The organism is Pedobacter zeaxanthinifaciens, from assembly GCF_003313335.1.
In the GTDB taxonomy this organism is placed as follows: domain Bacteria; phylum Bacteroidota; class Bacteroidia; order Sphingobacteriales; family Sphingobacteriaceae; genus Pedobacter; species Pedobacter zeaxanthinifaciens.
Genome location: NZ_QMHP01000003.1, coordinates 52,344 through 68,196 on the forward strand (window position 1 = coordinate 52,344; position 15,853 = coordinate 68,196).

The 15,853-nt window shown below is 38.8% G+C and carries 15 protein-coding genes; 4 read left to right on the top strand and 11 right to left on the bottom strand.

All coding sequences use genetic code 11. The features are described 5' to 3' along the window. Window positions 1–21 precede the first annotated feature (21 nt). Window positions 22–1,002 carry a Fic family protein gene (locus tag DUT68_RS05140; RefSeq protein ID WP_198659540.1) on the top strand — a complete coding sequence of 327 codons (981 nt, stop codon included), beginning with the start codon at window positions 22–24 and terminating at the stop codon, window positions 1,000–1,002. A 3-nt stretch (window positions 1,003–1,005) separates the two neighbouring features. Here the strand turns inward: DUT68_RS05140 and DUT68_RS05145 are convergent, their stop codons facing one another. Continuing rightward, the gene (locus DUT68_RS05145) at window positions 1,006–1,515 is read right to left on the bottom strand and encodes a phosphoribosyltransferase family protein (RefSeq protein ID WP_113636423.1); all 510 of its coding nucleotides are present in this window, start codon (window positions 1,513–1,515) and stop codon (window positions 1,006–1,008) included. Window positions 1,516–1,643: 128 nt separating this feature from the next. On the opposite strand from DUT68_RS05145, the gene DUT68_RS05150 reads away from it, so the two are divergent. Beyond that, the gene (locus DUT68_RS05150; RefSeq protein ID WP_113637025.1) at window positions 1,644–2,369 is read left to right on the top strand and encodes a head GIN domain-containing protein; all 726 of its coding nucleotides are present in this window, start codon (window positions 1,644–1,646) and stop codon (window positions 2,367–2,369) included. Window positions 2,370–2,429: 60 nt separating this feature from the next. Here DUT68_RS05150 and DUT68_RS05155 read toward each other — a convergent pair whose 3' ends face one another. From DUT68_RS05155 to rlmD, 3 genes are read right to left on the bottom strand one after another with little or no spacing between them, the layout of a single operon-like run. Further along, window positions 2,430–2,840, bottom strand: coding sequence for a hypothetical protein (locus tag DUT68_RS05155; RefSeq protein ID WP_113636425.1), 411 nt, complete (start codon window positions 2,838–2,840; stop codon window positions 2,430–2,432). A gap of 3 nt (window positions 2,841–2,843) precedes the next feature. Continuing rightward, window positions 2,844–3,392, bottom strand: a complete 549-nt coding sequence (locus DUT68_RS05160; RefSeq protein ID WP_113636427.1) for a hypothetical protein — start codon at window positions 3,390–3,392, stop codon at window positions 2,844–2,846. Then, entirely contained in the window at window positions 3,393–4,823 is a 1,431-nt protein-coding gene (rlmD, locus tag DUT68_RS05165; protein ID WP_113636429.1) for a 23S rRNA (uracil(1939)-C(5))-methyltransferase RlmD, read from the bottom strand. It abuts the gene before it with no gap. 422 nt (window positions 4,824–5,245) lie between these two features. Here rlmD and DUT68_RS05175 point away from each other — a divergent pair, with 422 nt between their 5' ends. Next, complete coding sequence (locus DUT68_RS05175) at window positions 5,246–7,699, top strand: heavy metal translocating P-type ATPase (RefSeq protein WP_237088261.1); 2,454 nt, start codon at window positions 5,246–5,248, stop codon at window positions 7,697–7,699. Window positions 7,700–7,971: 272 nt separating this feature from the next. Next, on the top strand, window positions 7,972–8,181 hold the full coding sequence (locus DUT68_RS05180; RefSeq protein WP_113636433.1) for a heavy-metal-associated domain-containing protein: 210 nt from the start codon (window positions 7,972–7,974) through the stop codon (window positions 8,179–8,181). Between the two features lie 81 nt (window positions 8,182–8,262). Here the strand turns inward: DUT68_RS05180 and DUT68_RS05185 are convergent, their stop codons facing one another. The 7 genes from DUT68_RS05185 to DUT68_RS05215 all read right to left on the bottom strand — a co-directional run bounded on the left by DUT68_RS05185 (window position 8,263) and on the right by DUT68_RS05215 (window position 15,847). Further along, the gene (locus tag DUT68_RS05185) at window positions 8,263–9,147 is read right to left on the bottom strand and encodes a glycerophosphodiester phosphodiesterase family protein (protein ID WP_113636435.1); all 885 of its coding nucleotides are present in this window, start codon (window positions 9,145–9,147) and stop codon (window positions 8,263–8,265) included. Between the two features lie 137 nt (window positions 9,148–9,284). Further along, complete coding sequence (locus DUT68_RS05190) at window positions 9,285–10,145, bottom strand: nuclear transport factor 2 family protein (RefSeq protein WP_113636437.1); 861 nt, start codon at window positions 10,143–10,145, stop codon at window positions 9,285–9,287. Window positions 10,146–10,260: 115 nt separating this feature from the next. Next, window positions 10,261–11,244, bottom strand: coding sequence for a M28 family peptidase (locus tag DUT68_RS05195; RefSeq protein WP_113636440.1), 984 nt, complete (start codon window positions 11,242–11,244; stop codon window positions 10,261–10,263). A gap of 31 nt (window positions 11,245–11,275) precedes the next feature. Continuing rightward, the gene (gene cysS, locus DUT68_RS05200) at window positions 11,276–12,736 is read right to left on the bottom strand and encodes a cysteine--tRNA ligase (RefSeq protein ID WP_113636441.1); all 1,461 of its coding nucleotides are present in this window, start codon (window positions 12,734–12,736) and stop codon (window positions 11,276–11,278) included. Window positions 12,737–12,798: 62 nt separating this feature from the next. After that, a complete protein-coding gene (locus DUT68_RS05205; protein ID WP_113636443.1) occupies window positions 12,799–13,677 on the bottom strand; it encodes a YARHG domain-containing protein in 879 nt (292 codons plus the stop codon). Further along, window positions 13,674–14,255: a DUF2306 domain-containing protein gene (locus DUT68_RS05210; RefSeq protein WP_237088262.1), complete on the bottom strand. Its 582-nt coding sequence runs from the start codon at window positions 14,253–14,255 to the stop codon at window positions 13,674–13,676. Before DUT68_RS05210 ends, DUT68_RS05205 begins: the two co-directional genes overlap by 4 nt. 83 nt (window positions 14,256–14,338) lie before the next feature. After that, the gene (locus tag DUT68_RS05215) at window positions 14,339–15,847 is read right to left on the bottom strand and encodes a GH3 auxin-responsive promoter family protein (RefSeq protein ID WP_113636447.1); all 1,509 of its coding nucleotides are present in this window, start codon (window positions 15,845–15,847) and stop codon (window positions 14,339–14,341) included. Window positions 15,848–15,853 lie beyond the last annotated feature (6 nt).

Here is a 15,853-nt window from a genome sequence, read left to right on the forward strand (position 1 = left end):
CTAATATCGGATATAATAATTATGTTTGTTAACGATATTAAAGAAATGTGGGATTTTAACCTTGAAAATTTAGCTGAGCTACAGCCACAGATAGATAGGCTATACGAAAAAAAAGCGATGATTAGCCAATCAAGGCCGCTGCCCAATGCTGTGCTATACAAAATCAAGGAGCAGCTTAGCCTCGAATGGACATACAATTCTAATAGTATAGAAGGAAATACGCTTAATATCAGGGAAACTCAACTCATTTTAGAAGAAGGCATTACCGTAGGGGGAAAATCTTTAAGAGAGCATTTTGAGGTGGTAAATCACGAAAAAGCTATCACCTACCTTTACGGTTTGATAAATCCTAACTACACTTTGAGGAGCATTGATATTTTAAATTTACACGGCTTTGTATTAAAAAATATCGAAGATGAATATGCTGGCCGCTTACGAAACGGTGGCGTACGTATTGTTGGCACTAATTTCACACCGCCTAGTGCCAAAAAAGTTCCAGATTTATTTGATGAGTTAGTAGATTTCATCAATCAAAACCCATTGGGCCTTGATGATTTAACTCTAGCTACGCTTTTTCACCACAAGTTAGTATGGATTCACCCGTTTTTTGATGGCAATGGGCGTACAGTTCGCTTGGCGATGAATTTATTGTTGATGAGAAAAGGCTTCCCTCCCGCTATTATCCTCAAAAATGATAGAAAAAAATACTATGATGCACTCAACCAAGCTAACAACGGAAATTACCAAAAGCTATGCTTAATTATGCTGCAGGCCACAGAGCGTTCGCTAAACATGTATATTAACGCTATGCCGGGCAATAGTTACGATGATTACGAGCCAATTTCTACCATTGTTGCTGAGCCAAATTTTCCCTACGGGCAAGAGTACATCAGCTTACTGGCAAGGCAGGGCAAAATAGACGCTTACAAAGAAGGCAAAAACTGGCTTACCACCAAGGAAGCAATAGAAGAGTATGTAGTGAATAGAAAACGGAAAAGGTAGGGTTTAGCTCAAATATACCCTATCTTCTTCACCTTCCACATCCATAATTACATCTACATGCTCCTTTAATACCGTAGCCAATTCCAAACCAACAAAATCTGTAGCAATTGGAAAAATCTTATGGCTTCTATCTACCAGCACAACGGTTCTTATTTTTTTGTGAGGTGTATTAAGGAAAACTCCTAAGCCATAGGCCAATGTTTTTCCACTGTTAAGCACATCATCCACTAAAATAATTACTTTATTTTTCCAGTTGCTTTCTGGCAAATCCGTTTTTGCTACCAGCCTGCTACTTTGCTTTTCCAAATCTATACGCAATAGGGTAATTTGGAATTCAGCAATTTCGTTAAGCGTTTGTTGCAGCCTAACAGCAAGCTTATAGCCACGATCCCAAATGCCAGCGATCACTAATTCCTTTTCGTCTATGTTATCCTCTAATATCTGATAGGCAATCCTATTGATTTTTTGTTGGATTTGCTTTTGATCTAAAATAAGTACTTGATTTTGGGGCATCTTGGTAAAGGATTTTAAGTTTACAAAAGAACGATTTTAAGGCTCAATATCAAATAACGATTTTTTTTTAGTTGACCGTGCAACGTTTGAGAACAAGGTAACGTCTAATGGGTAAAATACATAATCAAATGACACCAATCTCAGCCATCAGCAAGTTATTCGCTATCATCTTATTTTCAGTTTTAAATTTAACGTACATGCCTTTGTTTGCACAATCGAGCAAAACTGTAGCCGTAAGCAGCTTCAGCGGAATTGGCGTGAGTAGTGGCATCGATCTTTATTTAACGCAAAGCGAAAAAGAAAGCGTAGTAATTAAAGGAGATGAAAACGTAATTAAAGATGTAGTGGTTGAACAAAAGAACGGCAGTATCTACATCAAATATAAACAAGGAATTAGCTGGTCGAAAATGTTTAAGAGCAGAAAAATTGAAGCATATGTTAGCTTTAAGAATTTGACAGTGATTTCGGCAAGTGGCGGCAGCGATGTAGAAACACAAGGCCCAATTAAAGCTGCTAACATTATTTTGGAAGCCAGCGGCGGTTCGGACATGAGCTTGAACCTTACCTGCAAAGATGTAACTATTAGCATTAGTGGCGGAGCAGATATTTCCTTAAAGGGATCAGCAGAAAACATGATGCTAAATGCTAGTGGCGGAAGCGATTTAGACGCATATGATTTTAAAGTGAACTACGCACAAGCGAACACCAGCGGCGGAGCAGATGCACATCTTTATGTAATGAAAGGATTAACGGCCAACGCAACCGGCGGAAGTGATATCACTTACAAAGGTAGCGCAGCATTAAAGAAAGTATCAAACTCTAAAAGTGGCGGCATTACACACGTTAACGATTAGAAAGAGTTTAGTTTTAGTTAATACCAAGCGCCAATACTACGGATGCAGTATTGGCCATTTTTATTTAGTAGGATAAGGATAAAAAATAAAGTTAGCTCCCTCAGGTACAATTACAAACACACACATAAATTCTTCTGGCTTTTTGTAATTCTTAAGGAAATGTTCTTTTTTCTCGGGTTTAATTACACCTTTTTCTATGAATTCTTCTAGGGTAGAAGCCTGTATAGTCCAATTGGTATTAAGCTCCTCCCTATTCAAAATCATTTCCCCTAGCTTTACCTCATGTTGGTGGGCCACAAAAATTGGTGATGTAGATATTCCTTCAACCATTATTTCCACCGAAACCTCTTTAATTGATTCGGCATAGAAAGCCAAATCTTTCTCCAAGCTTACCAGCGGACTTTGTTTTTTCTCTTGCTTTTGCTCACCCCCATTAAGGTTAGCGCCTCCTAATAATTCTTCAGATTCCATATCTTAAAACTCAATTTCTTTGCGATCAACAACAAACTTTTCGTTAATTATCGTATCTGTTATCAAATAATATTTTTCGTTTTGCTTTTCAATTCGAGCTGGTAACGGATACTGATCAGCACAAAAATACATTCCGCCAAATTTCACCAAACGCCAGCCGCCTTCTTTCAAACTAAACAAATTAATGCTCGACCAACAGTTATTGAACCATTCGGGGCGAAGTAATAGTTCAGGTTCATCATCTCCATCTAAATCTCCAGCTACATATAAATCAGCACCAATGGCATTTTTAAAATGAAGTACAGGCCATTTTTTATTACTGAACATGACATGAATTTCGTACACCGCCCGCTTCGTTCCCATATCTTTATCACTTACTTTGTTTTTCACTACAAAAGCAGTGTCATTATTGTTCATTATAAGCGAGTCAACGGTGTGCTTATTTGCATCAACCACAAAAGTTTGCGCACTTACCGAAACGTTGCTAGCATTTTTATTGCGGCAAGCAACAAATGCACTCACTATCAAAAACAAAAAACAAAGTCTTTTCACTTATTTCAATTTTAGTAAAACTACGTTTTCCACATGTTGTGTATGAGGGAACATATCTACAGGCTTGATGCGTGTAACCTCATATTTTTCGTTTAACGTTGCCAAGTCTCTTGCTTGCGTAGCGGCATTACAACTAACGTAAACAATTTTTTCAGCCTCCATCTCCAATAAACGCTCCACTACATCGGGATGCATACCTGCCCTTGGCGGATCAGTAATTACCACATCAGGTTTCCCATGTGAGGCAATGAATTCTCTGGTAAGGATGTCTTTCATATCGCCTGCGTAAAAAATGGTATTTTCAATCCCGTTCAGTTGAGAGTTGAATTTCGCATCTTCAATAGCAGAAGGAACATACTCCACACCAACCACTTGTTTAGCGCTGTGCGCTACAAAGTTAGCAATTGTTCCAGCCCCGGTATATAAATCATACACCAGCTCATCCCCTTTTAAGTCGGCAAACTCTTTTGTAATGCGATACAATTCATAAGCTTGCTCAGAGTTAGTTTGATAAAAAGATTTGATGCCGATTTTGTATTTAACGGTTTTGCCGTTCCCTAATGGCATTTCTTCAAAAATGTGATCTCTACCGGCGTAAGTAATCACCTCTTGGTCAAAAATAGTATCGTTTTTTTTGTGGTTAACGATGTATTGCAAGGAAGTAATGTTCGGAAATAATGCTTTCAAATACGCCATTAATCCATCGATTTTTTCCTGAGCAGCATAGGCAAAAACAACACCGACCATAATTTCTCCGGTACTTGACGTACGGATAATCAAATTACGCAGTTCACCTTCATGATTACGCAAATCATAAAAACTAAATTGATTCTCCAAGGCATAATCGCGAACCTTTAAACGAATTTGATTACTTGGATCAGCTTGTAAATAGCAGTGCTCAATCGCCAAAATTTTATCGAACCTACCTGGAACGTGAAAACCAAGTGCATTCATCTGCCTGCCTTCGGCTTCATCGGCCATATCCAAGCTATCGAGCCAGCGCTTGTTCGAAAATGTAAATTCTAATTTATTACGATAATATTGATTTTGTGCCGAACCCAAAATAGGCTCAATGTCAGTGGTATCAATTTTTCCTAAACGCTGCAATGCAGATTCTACACTTTTTTGCTTGTAGGTAAGCTGTGCACTGTACTGCATGTGCTGCCACTTACAACCACCGCAAGTTCCAAAATGGATACAAAATGGCTGCTGCCTCAACTCAGATGGGGTATGCAAGGTTTCAATTACTGCCTCAGCAAAATTCTTTTTCTTTTTTACTACCCGTACATCTACCACATCGCCAGGCACCGCTTTATCCACAAACACCACCAATTCATCGGCCTTGCCCACCCCTTTGCCTTCCTCGGCAATATCTATAATACTTAAGCCTGAAATTCTAATTGGCTCGGTATTTTTTCTTTTTCTGCTCATTGCCGCAAATATACGACGATTATTTAATGATTAAGTTTTGAATGAGTGAATGATAGAAGGAGTAAATGATGAATTGAGTAAATGAGTAAATGATGAATTGCAGGAAAATTTAGACACTATGGTAGCATACAGATTGCTTAAGATCTGCAAACGACCACAATTACCTATGTCTGTTAATTCTCAAAAATGCTTAAGATTAAACCAAAAACATTGTTGGGCAAGTTAAACTTGACATCGAATTGCTCGTCAACCATTACTGAAATTTCTAGTACTTCTTGACTCATAATTACAACACTATAAACACAAATTTAATCATTATGAACCAAAAACCAAATTGGTATAGTGTTATTTTTATGTTAAGGTTTCATCATCTTTAAATAAAAAACATATAAACAATTGCATGAATGATATAAAACAATAAGATGTACTGGGCGCTAACTTTGGATGATCAAAAAATCAAAATGACGACAGAACAACCCATATATATTCCCTTAATAGATGTTGATAGCGAACATTGCGCACTCATTGTAGACAAAGGATTAAACGAAGTTGCTGAAATTGAAACCCACAAGATTGAATTGAATAACAATAGGGCAGTAATTAAAGCAAAAAAATCTCCTGAAGATGCCATACAGGCTGTAGTAAAGCAGATAAGAAGTTTAGGCTACGATGTATCAACAGTGAAACAGACATTCCCTGTTGTGAATCTTTCTTGCGCCTCTTGTGCAGCTAATACCGAAGCCATTTTAAATCACCAAGCGGGTGTAGTTAAAGCAGAGGTTAACTATGCCAATACCTCAGCAAAAGTAGAGTACATCCCAAGCTTGGTTAATCCCGAAACGTTGAAAAAAGCGGTACAGGCTTCAGGTTATGATTTGCTGATTAGCGAGCAGGCCAAACTAACCATTGATGACATCAAAAATAAGCAGTATGACGTACTAAGAAAAACTACTATTGGGGCTGTAGTTTTAGCGCTGCCTTTGTTCATCATTGGAATGTTTTTTATGGACATGCCATTTGCCAACTATATCATGTGGGCATTAGCCACGCCGTTGGTTTTCATTTTTGGTAAGCGGTTTTTTGTTGGCGCTTGGAAACAGGCCAAACATCGCTCTGCGAATATGGATACCTTGGTTGCTATAAGTACCGGAACAGCTTACATTTACAGCGCACTGATTACGCTTTTTCCCGAGTCTATGCATCGATTGGGAATTCATTCGCATGTTTATTTTGAAGCTGCTGGAATTGTAATTGCTTTTATCCTTTTAGGGAAGCTGCTGGAAGAGAAAGCTAAAGGCAACACCTCATCAGCTATAAAAAAATTGATCGGTTTGCAACCTAAAGACGTGACTTTAGTTCATTTGGATGGCCGTCAAACGCAAGTGCCTATTCAAGATGTGAAGGTTGGCGATACCCTTTTAGTGAAACCTGGTGAACGCATTGCCGTAGATGGCACTGTGACTACGGGCAGCTCCTACGTTGATGAAAGCATGATTAGTGGCGAACCAATTCCCGTTTTTAAGGAAGAAAGTACTCTTGTTTTTGCCGGTACAATCAATCAAAAAGGAAGTTTTCAATTTAATGCCCAAAAAGTTGGCAGCGATACCTTGCTGGCGCAAATTATTAAGATGGTAGAAAATGCCCAAGGAAGTAAAGCTCCTGTGCAACAACTGGTAGATCGAATTGCTGCTGTTTTTGTACCTATCGTAATGAGCATTGCAGTTTTAAGCTTGCTACTTTGGGTAATTTTAGGCGGAGAGAACGGCCTAAGTCAAGGCATAGTGGCGTTCGTTACCGTATTGGTTATCGCTTGTCCCTGCGCTTTGGGGTTGGCAACACCTACCGCAATCATGGTTGGCGTGGGAAAGGGAGCGGAAAGCGGCATTCTTATTAAAGATGCGGAAAGCCTGGAGCTAGCTAAAAAAATTAATGCCGTTGTATTGGACAAAACCGGCACCATTACCGAAGGGAAGCCTCAAGTTAAGGGCTTGGAGTGGTTTGTTGACCAGAACCAGCAGCTAACTAATATCCTTTATAGCATTGAGAAGTCCTCAGAGCATCCATTGGCAGATGCCATTACCGAATTTTTAGCTCCAAATGCGCAATTTGTACAAGACATTGACATTGAGAACATTAGTGGACAGGGCATAAAAGGAACATATGATAACGAAACTTTTATCATTGGCAATGAACTGCTAGCTAAGGAAATCCATATTGAGTTCACTGAAACGGCAAAAAGCTGGGTTAACAAACAACTTGAAGCCGCTCAAACTGTAGTATTATTTTGCAGCAGCACATCGCTATTGGCTGCAATTGCCATTGCAGATCAGATTAAGGTGAGCAGCAAAAAAGCAATCCGTGAACTTCAAGACAGCAATATTGAAGTTTACATGTTAACTGGTGATAACGCCCAAACTGCAAAAGTTGTAGCCAATGAAATAGGCATAGGTAATTACAAAGCAAATGTTTTACCTAACGATAAAGCGGCGTTTGTAGAAAGTTTACAGCTGCAAAATAAAGTGGTTGCGATGGTAGGTGACGGCATTAACGACAGCACAGCTTTAGCGCAGGCAGATGTGGGCATTGCTATGGGAAAAGGCAGTGATATTGCCATTGATGTGGCTAAGATGACGATCATTTCATCCGATTTATTGAAAATTCCTGAGGCCATTAGCTTATCAAAAAGAACGGTGAGGACAATCAAGCAAAACTTATTTTGGGCTTTCGTTTACAATGTAATTGGCATTCCGATAGCTGCTGGTTTACTTTTTCCAATTAACGGTTTTTTACTTGATCCAATGTGGGCTGGTGCTGCCATGGCGCTAAGCTCTGTGAGCGTAGTGAGCAATAGCTTGAGGTTGAAATATGGGGCTTAACTTGTTAATGGTTAATGGTTAATTGTTAGTGTTAAGTTTAGAATATCTTAACTAATTTGAATTATGGCTATATTTTAACTACATCTTAATAACTTACTGAAGGCTCGTATTGACCTGTCGCAAAGTGAACGCTGTGCAGTAAAATAAATTCGGCATCACAAAGCTACAATAATCATCACCTTGGATTTATTTCAGGTTCAATTAAGCTAGCAACACTATCATTTTAAATTAATGACCGCTACAAAATTTTTACTTTAAACTTCACTTAACAAATGGAAACATTAAAATTTAAAACAACAATAAACTGCGGCGCATGTGTAGCCAAAGTAACGCCGATACTTAACGAGCAAGAAAACGTTAAAAACTGGTCGGTAGATACAGGAAATGCGGATAAAATACTAACCGTTGAAGGAGAAAATATTGACGAGGCAACGTTAATACAATCTTTATCTAAAATTGGCTATAAAGCTGAAAAGATATAGCAATACCTTGTTATTCTGAGCTTTGCGAAGAAGCTGACAGCTATGGGAAATTCTTCGCAAGCTTAGAGTGACAAATCAGCTCTATTTAATCTCTGCCATTAAATTGGGATAATCCGTAACGATACCATCAACACCTAAGTTTTTAAGGTAATTGATATCCTTTACTGTATTCACCGTCCAAGGTATAATTTTAACACCCGCAGCGTGGCATTTATCTACCAATCCCTTACCTACTAGCGGCATGTAAGGACTGTAAATAGTTGGCGTAAAACCTAAGGCTTTAATATTATTTTCGAAATCTTCTTTTTCATCAATACCTAAAGAAGTAGGAATTTGTGGATATTTTTGATGCAAATATTGCAGTGTTCGAATATCGAAAGAATGAATTGTAACTCTTTTTTCTAGCTTCTTATCTTTAATCACAGCCATTATCAGCTCTACATATTCTTCGGGACTAGGCTGAAATTCGCCATCGCCTTTACGAATCAACTTAGTTTCAATGTTGTAATGTGGTTTTGGCTTTTTTTTCTTTGCCACAAAAAACTCCACTTTATCAATCAAATCACTTAACAAAGGTTTTTCTACCCTGAATTTTTCTTGCTGTGGAAACCTTGGATTTGGCTTAGAGCCCACATCAAACTGTTTAACTTCCTGATAGTTCATTTGATAGATGTTAAACTTCTTCTCGTTTTTCAAGGTGATTTCCTCGCCAGTTGGCGATATACTGATGGCATGGTTGAAATATGGTTCCTGAGAAACCACCACTTGTTTATCTTTCGAAATTACCACTTCCATCTTTAGCGTAGTAGCACCAACTTCTAATGCCTTAATCATACCCGGAATGGTATTTTCGGGCATTAAGCCCCTTGCCCCACGGTTTCCTTGAACTTCAAAAGGCACCTTTTTCTGTGAAAAAACGCAATGAGCAAAGCAAAACAATAAGGCAAAGGTGAAAGTAAATCTCATATCTATCCGTTTTAATGATAACGTCGGAAACATCAAATATTGGCAAAATAATAAAATTATCCAGTAGCTAGAAAACAAAAAAGGACCTTGACACCCGGTCAAAATCCTAGTTTATATTGATGTTGGTTTATGCGCTGTTATCGCTCTGCTAAAGTGTATATCTGTGAAATGATATTCCAATTGCCATCATTTTGGCGTTCCCAAATAAAAACGTAGTTAAAACTTTCTCGCAAATCGGTTTTATAATCAATAGTGGCCAAACCATAAGTGTAAGCTAAATCTCCACCTAAAGCTTTATCTGCCTGTGTTGTTTTAAGGTTAATTTTATCAATCATCCGATTGTTAAATGCTAAGATAGCATCTTTTCCCAAAATAGTTTCGGTACCAGGAAACATTAAACGAGCATCGGGATTTAAAAAGCCTGAAAAAGCATGCACACCATGCGTTTTAAGCATCGTATTTAGCGTTCTTTCTGTACCATAAATAATTTCAGTGGCCGCTTTAATATCTTTGGCAGAAGCAAACTTTGGACTATAAGTGCCGCTAGGTTCTACAAACGTGTTTTTTGGCTCCTTACCTTTAATTGGTTTTACCGCTTCGGCACCTAAATCAATCACTAACTGCCATTCGCCATCTTTTCCTCTCCATACTGAAAGGTAATGACCGTATGTTTTTTTATCGCTACCTGCAACGTAAGTACCCGAGGTAACCCCCCAATCTCTGCTTCTAGATAAGCGAGCATAATTTGGTTCCCAAGTTAGTTCTTTAGTATCAGCAGCGCTAGCAAAATACTTTTTTGCATTAATGGCATTAGGACGAAAAACGATACCATCAGCCGCAGCAAACTCCATAAAAGCAGCGTTTACGCCATCTTTAGCAGCTTTTTGAGCGAAAGACTTTTCAGTACTTACTAATGATTTTACCGTACCGTCTGATTTTTGAGCATAAACACTTGACGACAGAGCCAAGGCAAGTACCGATAGATATATTTTATTCATTTTCTTTAATGTGTTTACGAATTTAGTGTTTTACACCAGCGAGTAGCGAAAAAAGTAATCAACAATTACACATTAAAATTAATTAAGGTGACAATAATTGATTAACATTTGCTAGCTATAATGCTGATTTTTCTCTGTAGATTGTTTCCAGCATGGTTTGCCCAACAGCCTTTAAGGTGTTGCGATCAATGTTGTTTAAATTATCCAATTGCGTATGCCAGTTGCTGTAAAAACCACTCGCATCCGAATAATGGATTACATCTATTGCAGGGATACCAGCTTGGTTAATCCAATAGTGATCGTCTATCAAATTGCCCGAAGCAACGTTGATAAAGTAGTTGCCATATCCAATTTCAGCGGCAATACTCCACACTTTACTTACTACCGTTGGTGCATATTTTCTAGAAACTTCGTCCTGCGTAAATTGTGCATTGCTACCGCCAACCATATCCAAATTGATTGCATAAATAGGCTTATATCCTTTTACTGGCGGATTTTTATACCAATACTGCGAACCTAGGCACCATGTAGTTTCATGGGGTGTTTCATCGTTGGCACTGCCATAATCTTCAATATCCCATAAAATAAAATCCACACCTACTTCAGGTTGTTTCTCCTTAATTTGGCGGGCCATTTCTAAAATTACCGCCACGCCACTTGCCCCATCATTAGCGGCATCAAATGGTTTATCCCTCATGCCCATGTTAGGATCTTCGTCTGAAAATGGGCGAGCGTCCCAGTGTGCCGTAACCAAAACACGTTGTTTTTTCTCAGGGTAAAAAGCAGCAATGATATTTTTAAGCTGATGCGATTTGCCGTCGTAAGTTTTGGCAGTAGTTTGTTGAATAAAAACCTCCCCTCCAAACGACTTTAGCTTAGATTCCAAATAGGCAGCGCATTTTGCATGAGCTGTTGTCGAAGGAATTCTTGGACCAAAATCAACCTGAGCTTTGGTGTAGGCAAAAGCACTATCGGCATCGAAACTTGGCGATTGCAGCTTAACTTCAGCTGCAGTTTCATCAGCAGCGGGCTTATTTTGCTGACAAGATTGAAAAACCGCAGCAGCCAACAGGCCTATAAAAATGTACTTTTTATTCATTGAAATATCTTTTACGCAGCAAGTAACGCACTTAGATTTTACTCCAAGTGGTGCCCTCTTTGCTATCTTTTAATTGAATTCCTATTTTCTGCAGCCCAATCCTAATCGAGTCAGATGTAGCATAATCCTTATTTTCTTTGGCTTCTCTGCGCAAAGCGATGATCATTTCCAGCACTTCGTTTAAATCGCCGCTGCTACTTTCTTCGTCCTTCAATCCAAAAATATCAACTACAAAATCATTGATTAATTGTTTTAAGGCTTCTAATTGTTCAGCGTTAATTTTTGCAGTGCCGTCATAAACAGAGTTGATGATACGAGCAGCTTCAAATAGTTCGGCAATAGCTACCGGACTGTTAAAATCATCGTTCATGGCATTTACACACCTTTCCCTAATTGGCGCAATATCGATATTTCCATCTGCCGCAGGCGATAATTTGGGCAACAATGCTACTGCGTTCATTAGCCTTCTAAAGCCCTTTTCCGAAGCATCCAAGGCATCGTTACTGAAATCCAAAGTGCTACGGTAATGTGCCTGAAGCATAAAAAACTTCACCGTCATCGGGCTATATCCTTTTCGCAACAACGGATGACTGCCCGTAAAAAGTTCATGTGGCAAAAATCCGTTACCAGCAGATTTCGACATACGGGTGCCATTAACTGTAAGCATATTGGTGTGCATCCAGTATTTAGCAGGCTGTTGGTGGGAGCAAGCTTCCGACTGTGCAATTTCATTGGTGTGGTGCGTAGCCGCTAAATCCATTCCACCACCGTGAATATCAAACTCGGCACCTAAATATTTAGCACTCATAGCCGAGCACTCGATATGCCACCCCGGAAATCCCATGCCCCATGGAGATTGCCATTGCATTAGTGTTTCTGGTTTGGCTTTAATCCAAAGTGCAAAATCTAAGCGCCCTTTTTTATCACCCTGGCCACTAAGTTCACGGGTATTTTCCAACAGTTCTTCTAATTTCCTGTTGGTTAATATGGTATAGTTGTACGCTTTGCTGTATTTCTCTACATCGAAATAAACCGTACCGTCAATTTCATAAGCATATCCGTTGGCAATGATTTTCTTCACCATCTCAATTTGCTCAATAATGTGTCCGGTAGCTGTAGGCTCAATGCTAGGCGGCAACGTGTTGAACATGGCTAAAACTTCATGAAAACCCAGTGTGTACTTTTGCACAATCTCCATAGGCTCCAACTGCTCTAGCTTAGCACGCTTTGCAAATTTATCATCTCCCTCATCCCTATCGCCCTCCAAATGGCCAGCATCGGTTATGTTACGCACATAACGCACTTTATAACCACTGTATTTTAAGTAACGAAAAATAAGATCAAACGAAATAAAAGTACGACAGTTACCCAAGTGCACATCACTGTAAACGGTTGGACCGCACACATACATGCCTACATGTGGCGCATTGATGGGCTCAAAAACTTCCTTTTTACGGGTAAGTGTGTTGTATAACTGTAACTTCTGTATCATAGCTGCAAATGTAAAATTTTTACCGCTGAAAAGATGTTAACCTTGTGTCTAAATTTAAAAAGCTATCTACCAAATGTATCATAGTTATCTTCGGCATATTTCTCAAATTTTTCCAATAATTTGATATTCTTTTTCTCTAAGGAAGTAAGTTCCTTTTCTACATTATTGCTAATTGGCACGTACCAATCTACATAATCAAAAAACTGCCGATAAGTTTCTTTCTTAAAGGAGTAGCCATGTCTTGCGAAAATGGTATTTCTTAAGATTTGAAGATCTAACTTGCGCAAATTCTTCAAATCACTTTCTTTAAGCTCTTGCATTGAGGAGTTGATTTTATATACAGCATCAGACGCACTTCTATAGTATTGATTTTCATAAACTTCTACTTTACCATCCACCGTAGCGGTATCTTTCTTTAACTTTTCATTGTGCCAATCTGTCAAATCATCTTTATCTGTCAACATAGCTGTGGCATCATAAACAAAAGCCTTTTTCGTTAGCTTAAAATTCCGCTTCGTAACATTAATATTCTTATTAAAAGACTCCCAGCTACCTTCAAATAAATCACCTTTGAAAATAATATCAAATTTTCCGTCATATTTATCATCACCAGGTTCTTCTAACGTCAAATGGAATTCCCCATCCTTTTCAATCAATTTTCCATAAAAAGGCCTGTCGTTGCCAGCAACTATACTGCGACCTGTAACTACGTCCTTTTGAATGTTTTTTATTATCAGCGTGATTTTGTTGGAGCTTTCAATGTTATCTTTTGATTCCGATGCAGTGAAATTCCCCACCCACGAACCAAGTAAGCTATCTCGGCTTAAGCCCGAAACAGCTATCGTATCTTCAACAACGTTTTCTGTGTTTTTTTCAACGGGCTTGCTTGTGCAAGCGTAAAATGCCGCTACAGCGACGATAGAGATCAATAGTTTTTTCATAAGGTTTGTATTTTTTTATTGGTATTATTTTTAATCAGCCATTCAACAAAAAGTAAATTAGGCACCCAGCCCAACCATGCAATAATTTGATAAACATCCATAGGTGCGGGTTGAAATAAATATACAAGAATTACTTTCCATAAGCGCAACGTAACTGCCGAAAAAGCTAGCGCAAAACTGCGAAGCATAAATTCTCGATGTCGTTTAAAATCCCTGCCTTTTGCGCTCAATGTAGCATTTAGGGTAAAAACAAACCATAAAATAGCGAGGATAACAAAAGCTACTTTTGAGCTTAACCCTCCGTTAGCAAACAAACCTATTACCAGCCCCGATGGCGCCGAGAAAAACAGCACTACGATTACATATAAATAACCTAGCACCCGATGTAAATTTCGGTAGCTTTTTAGGAGGGAATTATTGAATTGTGTAAAACCCGCAACAAGTACCAAGATAGAACTGTACACATGAACGTAAAACGTTGGCAGGTAAAATGAAACATTGTTAACTTCGGTTTGCTTGATTTGTAAAAATGCGACATCACTATTGAAAGGAAAATACTTTAAGGTGATTCGCAGCATTAAAAAAAACAAGAAGAGGAACGCCAATAGCCAAGCTAAGTACCAATAATTGCGGGTTAATTTGCGCAAAAAAGCCATGGGACTTACAACAACTTTAGGATATCGTCCACATAATCCCTATTGTTGGCTAAACGTGGAACTTTGTGCTGACCTCCCAACTTACCCCTGTTTTTCATCCAATTATAGAAAGTATTTGGAGGGGCGTTATGTACTTTTGGCCTACGCAAAGCCATATCTTTAAAGCGCTTGGCATCATAATCCGAATTCACTTCACGAAGCGTTTGATCTAACACATCAACAAACTGTTCAAAGTCATCGGGTTGTTTTTCAAACTCAATGATCCACTCGTGCCCTCCAGCCTGCTCACCGCTAAAATAAATCGGACAGGCGGTATAGTCTTTCACCTTCGCTTGAGTGGTAGCACAAGCTTTAGTCAGCGCATTTTCTGCATTATCTATAATCACTTCTTCTCCAAAAGCATTAATAAAATGCTTGGTACGGCCAGTTATTTTAATTCGAAAAGGATAAAGCGAAGTAAAACTCACGGTATCGCCAATCATGTATCGCCATAAACCACCATTGGTACTAATGATAATTGCATAGTTTTTATGCAGCTCTACTTGCTCCAACGATAGTGTCTTCGGGTGTTCATCGTCAACATGCTCCAACGGTAAAAACTCATAGTAAATACCATAATCTAACATCAGCAACAATTCCTCTGAATTTGGCTGGTCTTGTATACCGAAAAAACCTTCCGAAGCATTGTAGGTTTCCAGGTAATACATTTCAGAAGTAGGTATAAGCTCTTTGAATTGCTCCCGGTAAGGCGTAAAGTTAACAGCCCCGTGAAAGTAAGCTTCTAAGTTAGGCCAAATTTCCAGCAAGTTTTTAGCACCAGTTATTTCCATCGCCTTTTTGGCCAAAACAATAGTCCAAGTAGGTACGCCAGAAATACTGGTTACATTTTCTTTGATGGTTGCTTCTGCCATCTTATCCATCTTCTGCTCGTAGTTGTCCATTAAGGCAATAGACATATCAGGGGTGCGGTAGTACTCTGCCCAAACTGGCAAATTTTTAATCAGCACAGCAGATAAATCACCGTAATGGATATCTTCACATAGTTCGTTTATTTGATGGCTACCGCCTAAAACCAAGCCTTTTCCGGTAAAAATTTGCGCATTAGGCCGGTTATTGCAATAGATAGACAGCATATCTTTTCCGCCTCGGAAATGGCACTCTTCCAAAGCTTCTTCAGATACCGGAATAAACTTGCTACGATCGCTGGTAGTTCCTGATGATTTGGCAAACCATTTGATTTCAGAAGGCCAAAGTATGTTTTGTTCGCCTTGCAACATTCGTTCGATGTAAGGCTTTAGTGTATCATAATTTTGGATGGGAACCCGTTCTTTGAACTGCTGTAAAGTCAAAATCGACTTGTAGTCGTACAGCTTTCCCCATTCGGTATTTTCGGCACTAGCAATTAAGGTATGCAACCATTCATCCTGTACATCTAACGGATACTTCATAAAAAGCTCAATTTGATGAATGCGCTTTTTCATGTACCACGTAAAAATAGAATTTACTATTGCCATGCTTAA

Coding starts and splice junctions, on each gene's coding strand:
- DUT68_RS05140 (WP_198659540.1), top strand. CDS start 22: ATGTTTGTTAACGATATTAAAGAAATGTGGGATTTTAACCTTGAAAAT.
- rlmD (WP_113636429.1), bottom strand. CDS start 4,823: ATGAGCAGAAAAAGAAAAAATACCGAGCCAATTAGAATTTCAGGCTTA.
- DUT68_RS05205 (WP_113636443.1), bottom strand. CDS start 13,677: ATGAAAAAACTATTGATCTCTATCGTCGCTGTAGCGGCATTTTACGCT.
- DUT68_RS05185 (WP_113636435.1), bottom strand. CDS start 9,147: ATGAGATTTACTTTCACCTTTGCCTTATTGTTTTGCTTTGCTCATTGC.
- DUT68_RS05175 (WP_237088261.1), top strand. CDS start 5,246: ATGTACTGGGCGCTAACTTTGGATGATCAAAAAATCAAAATGACGACA.
- DUT68_RS05180 (WP_113636433.1), top strand. CDS start 7,972: ATGGAAACATTAAAATTTAAAACAACAATAAACTGCGGCGCATGTGTA.
- DUT68_RS05155 (WP_113636425.1), bottom strand. CDS start 2,840: ATGGAATCTGAAGAATTATTAGGAGGCGCTAACCTTAATGGGGGTGAG.
- DUT68_RS05190 (WP_113636437.1), bottom strand. CDS start 10,145: ATGAATAAAATATATCTATCGGTACTTGCCTTGGCTCTGTCGTCAAGT.
- DUT68_RS05210 (WP_237088262.1), bottom strand. CDS start 14,255: ATGCTGCGAATCACCTTAAAGTATTTTCCTTTCAATAGTGATGTCGCA.
- DUT68_RS05195 (WP_113636440.1), bottom strand. CDS start 11,244: ATGAATAAAAAGTACATTTTTATAGGCCTGTTGGCTGCTGCGGTTTTT.
- DUT68_RS05145 (WP_113636423.1), bottom strand. CDS start 1,515: ATGCCCCAAAATCAAGTACTTATTTTAGATCAAAAGCAAATCCAACAA.
- cysS (WP_113636441.1), bottom strand. CDS start 12,736: ATGATACAGAAGTTACAGTTATACAACACACTTACCCGTAAAAAGGAA.
- DUT68_RS05215 (WP_113636447.1), bottom strand. CDS start 15,847: ATGGCAATAGTAAATTCTATTTTTACGTGGTACATGAAAAAGCGCATT.
- DUT68_RS05150 (WP_113637025.1), top strand. CDS start 1,644: ATGACACCAATCTCAGCCATCAGCAAGTTATTCGCTATCATCTTATTT.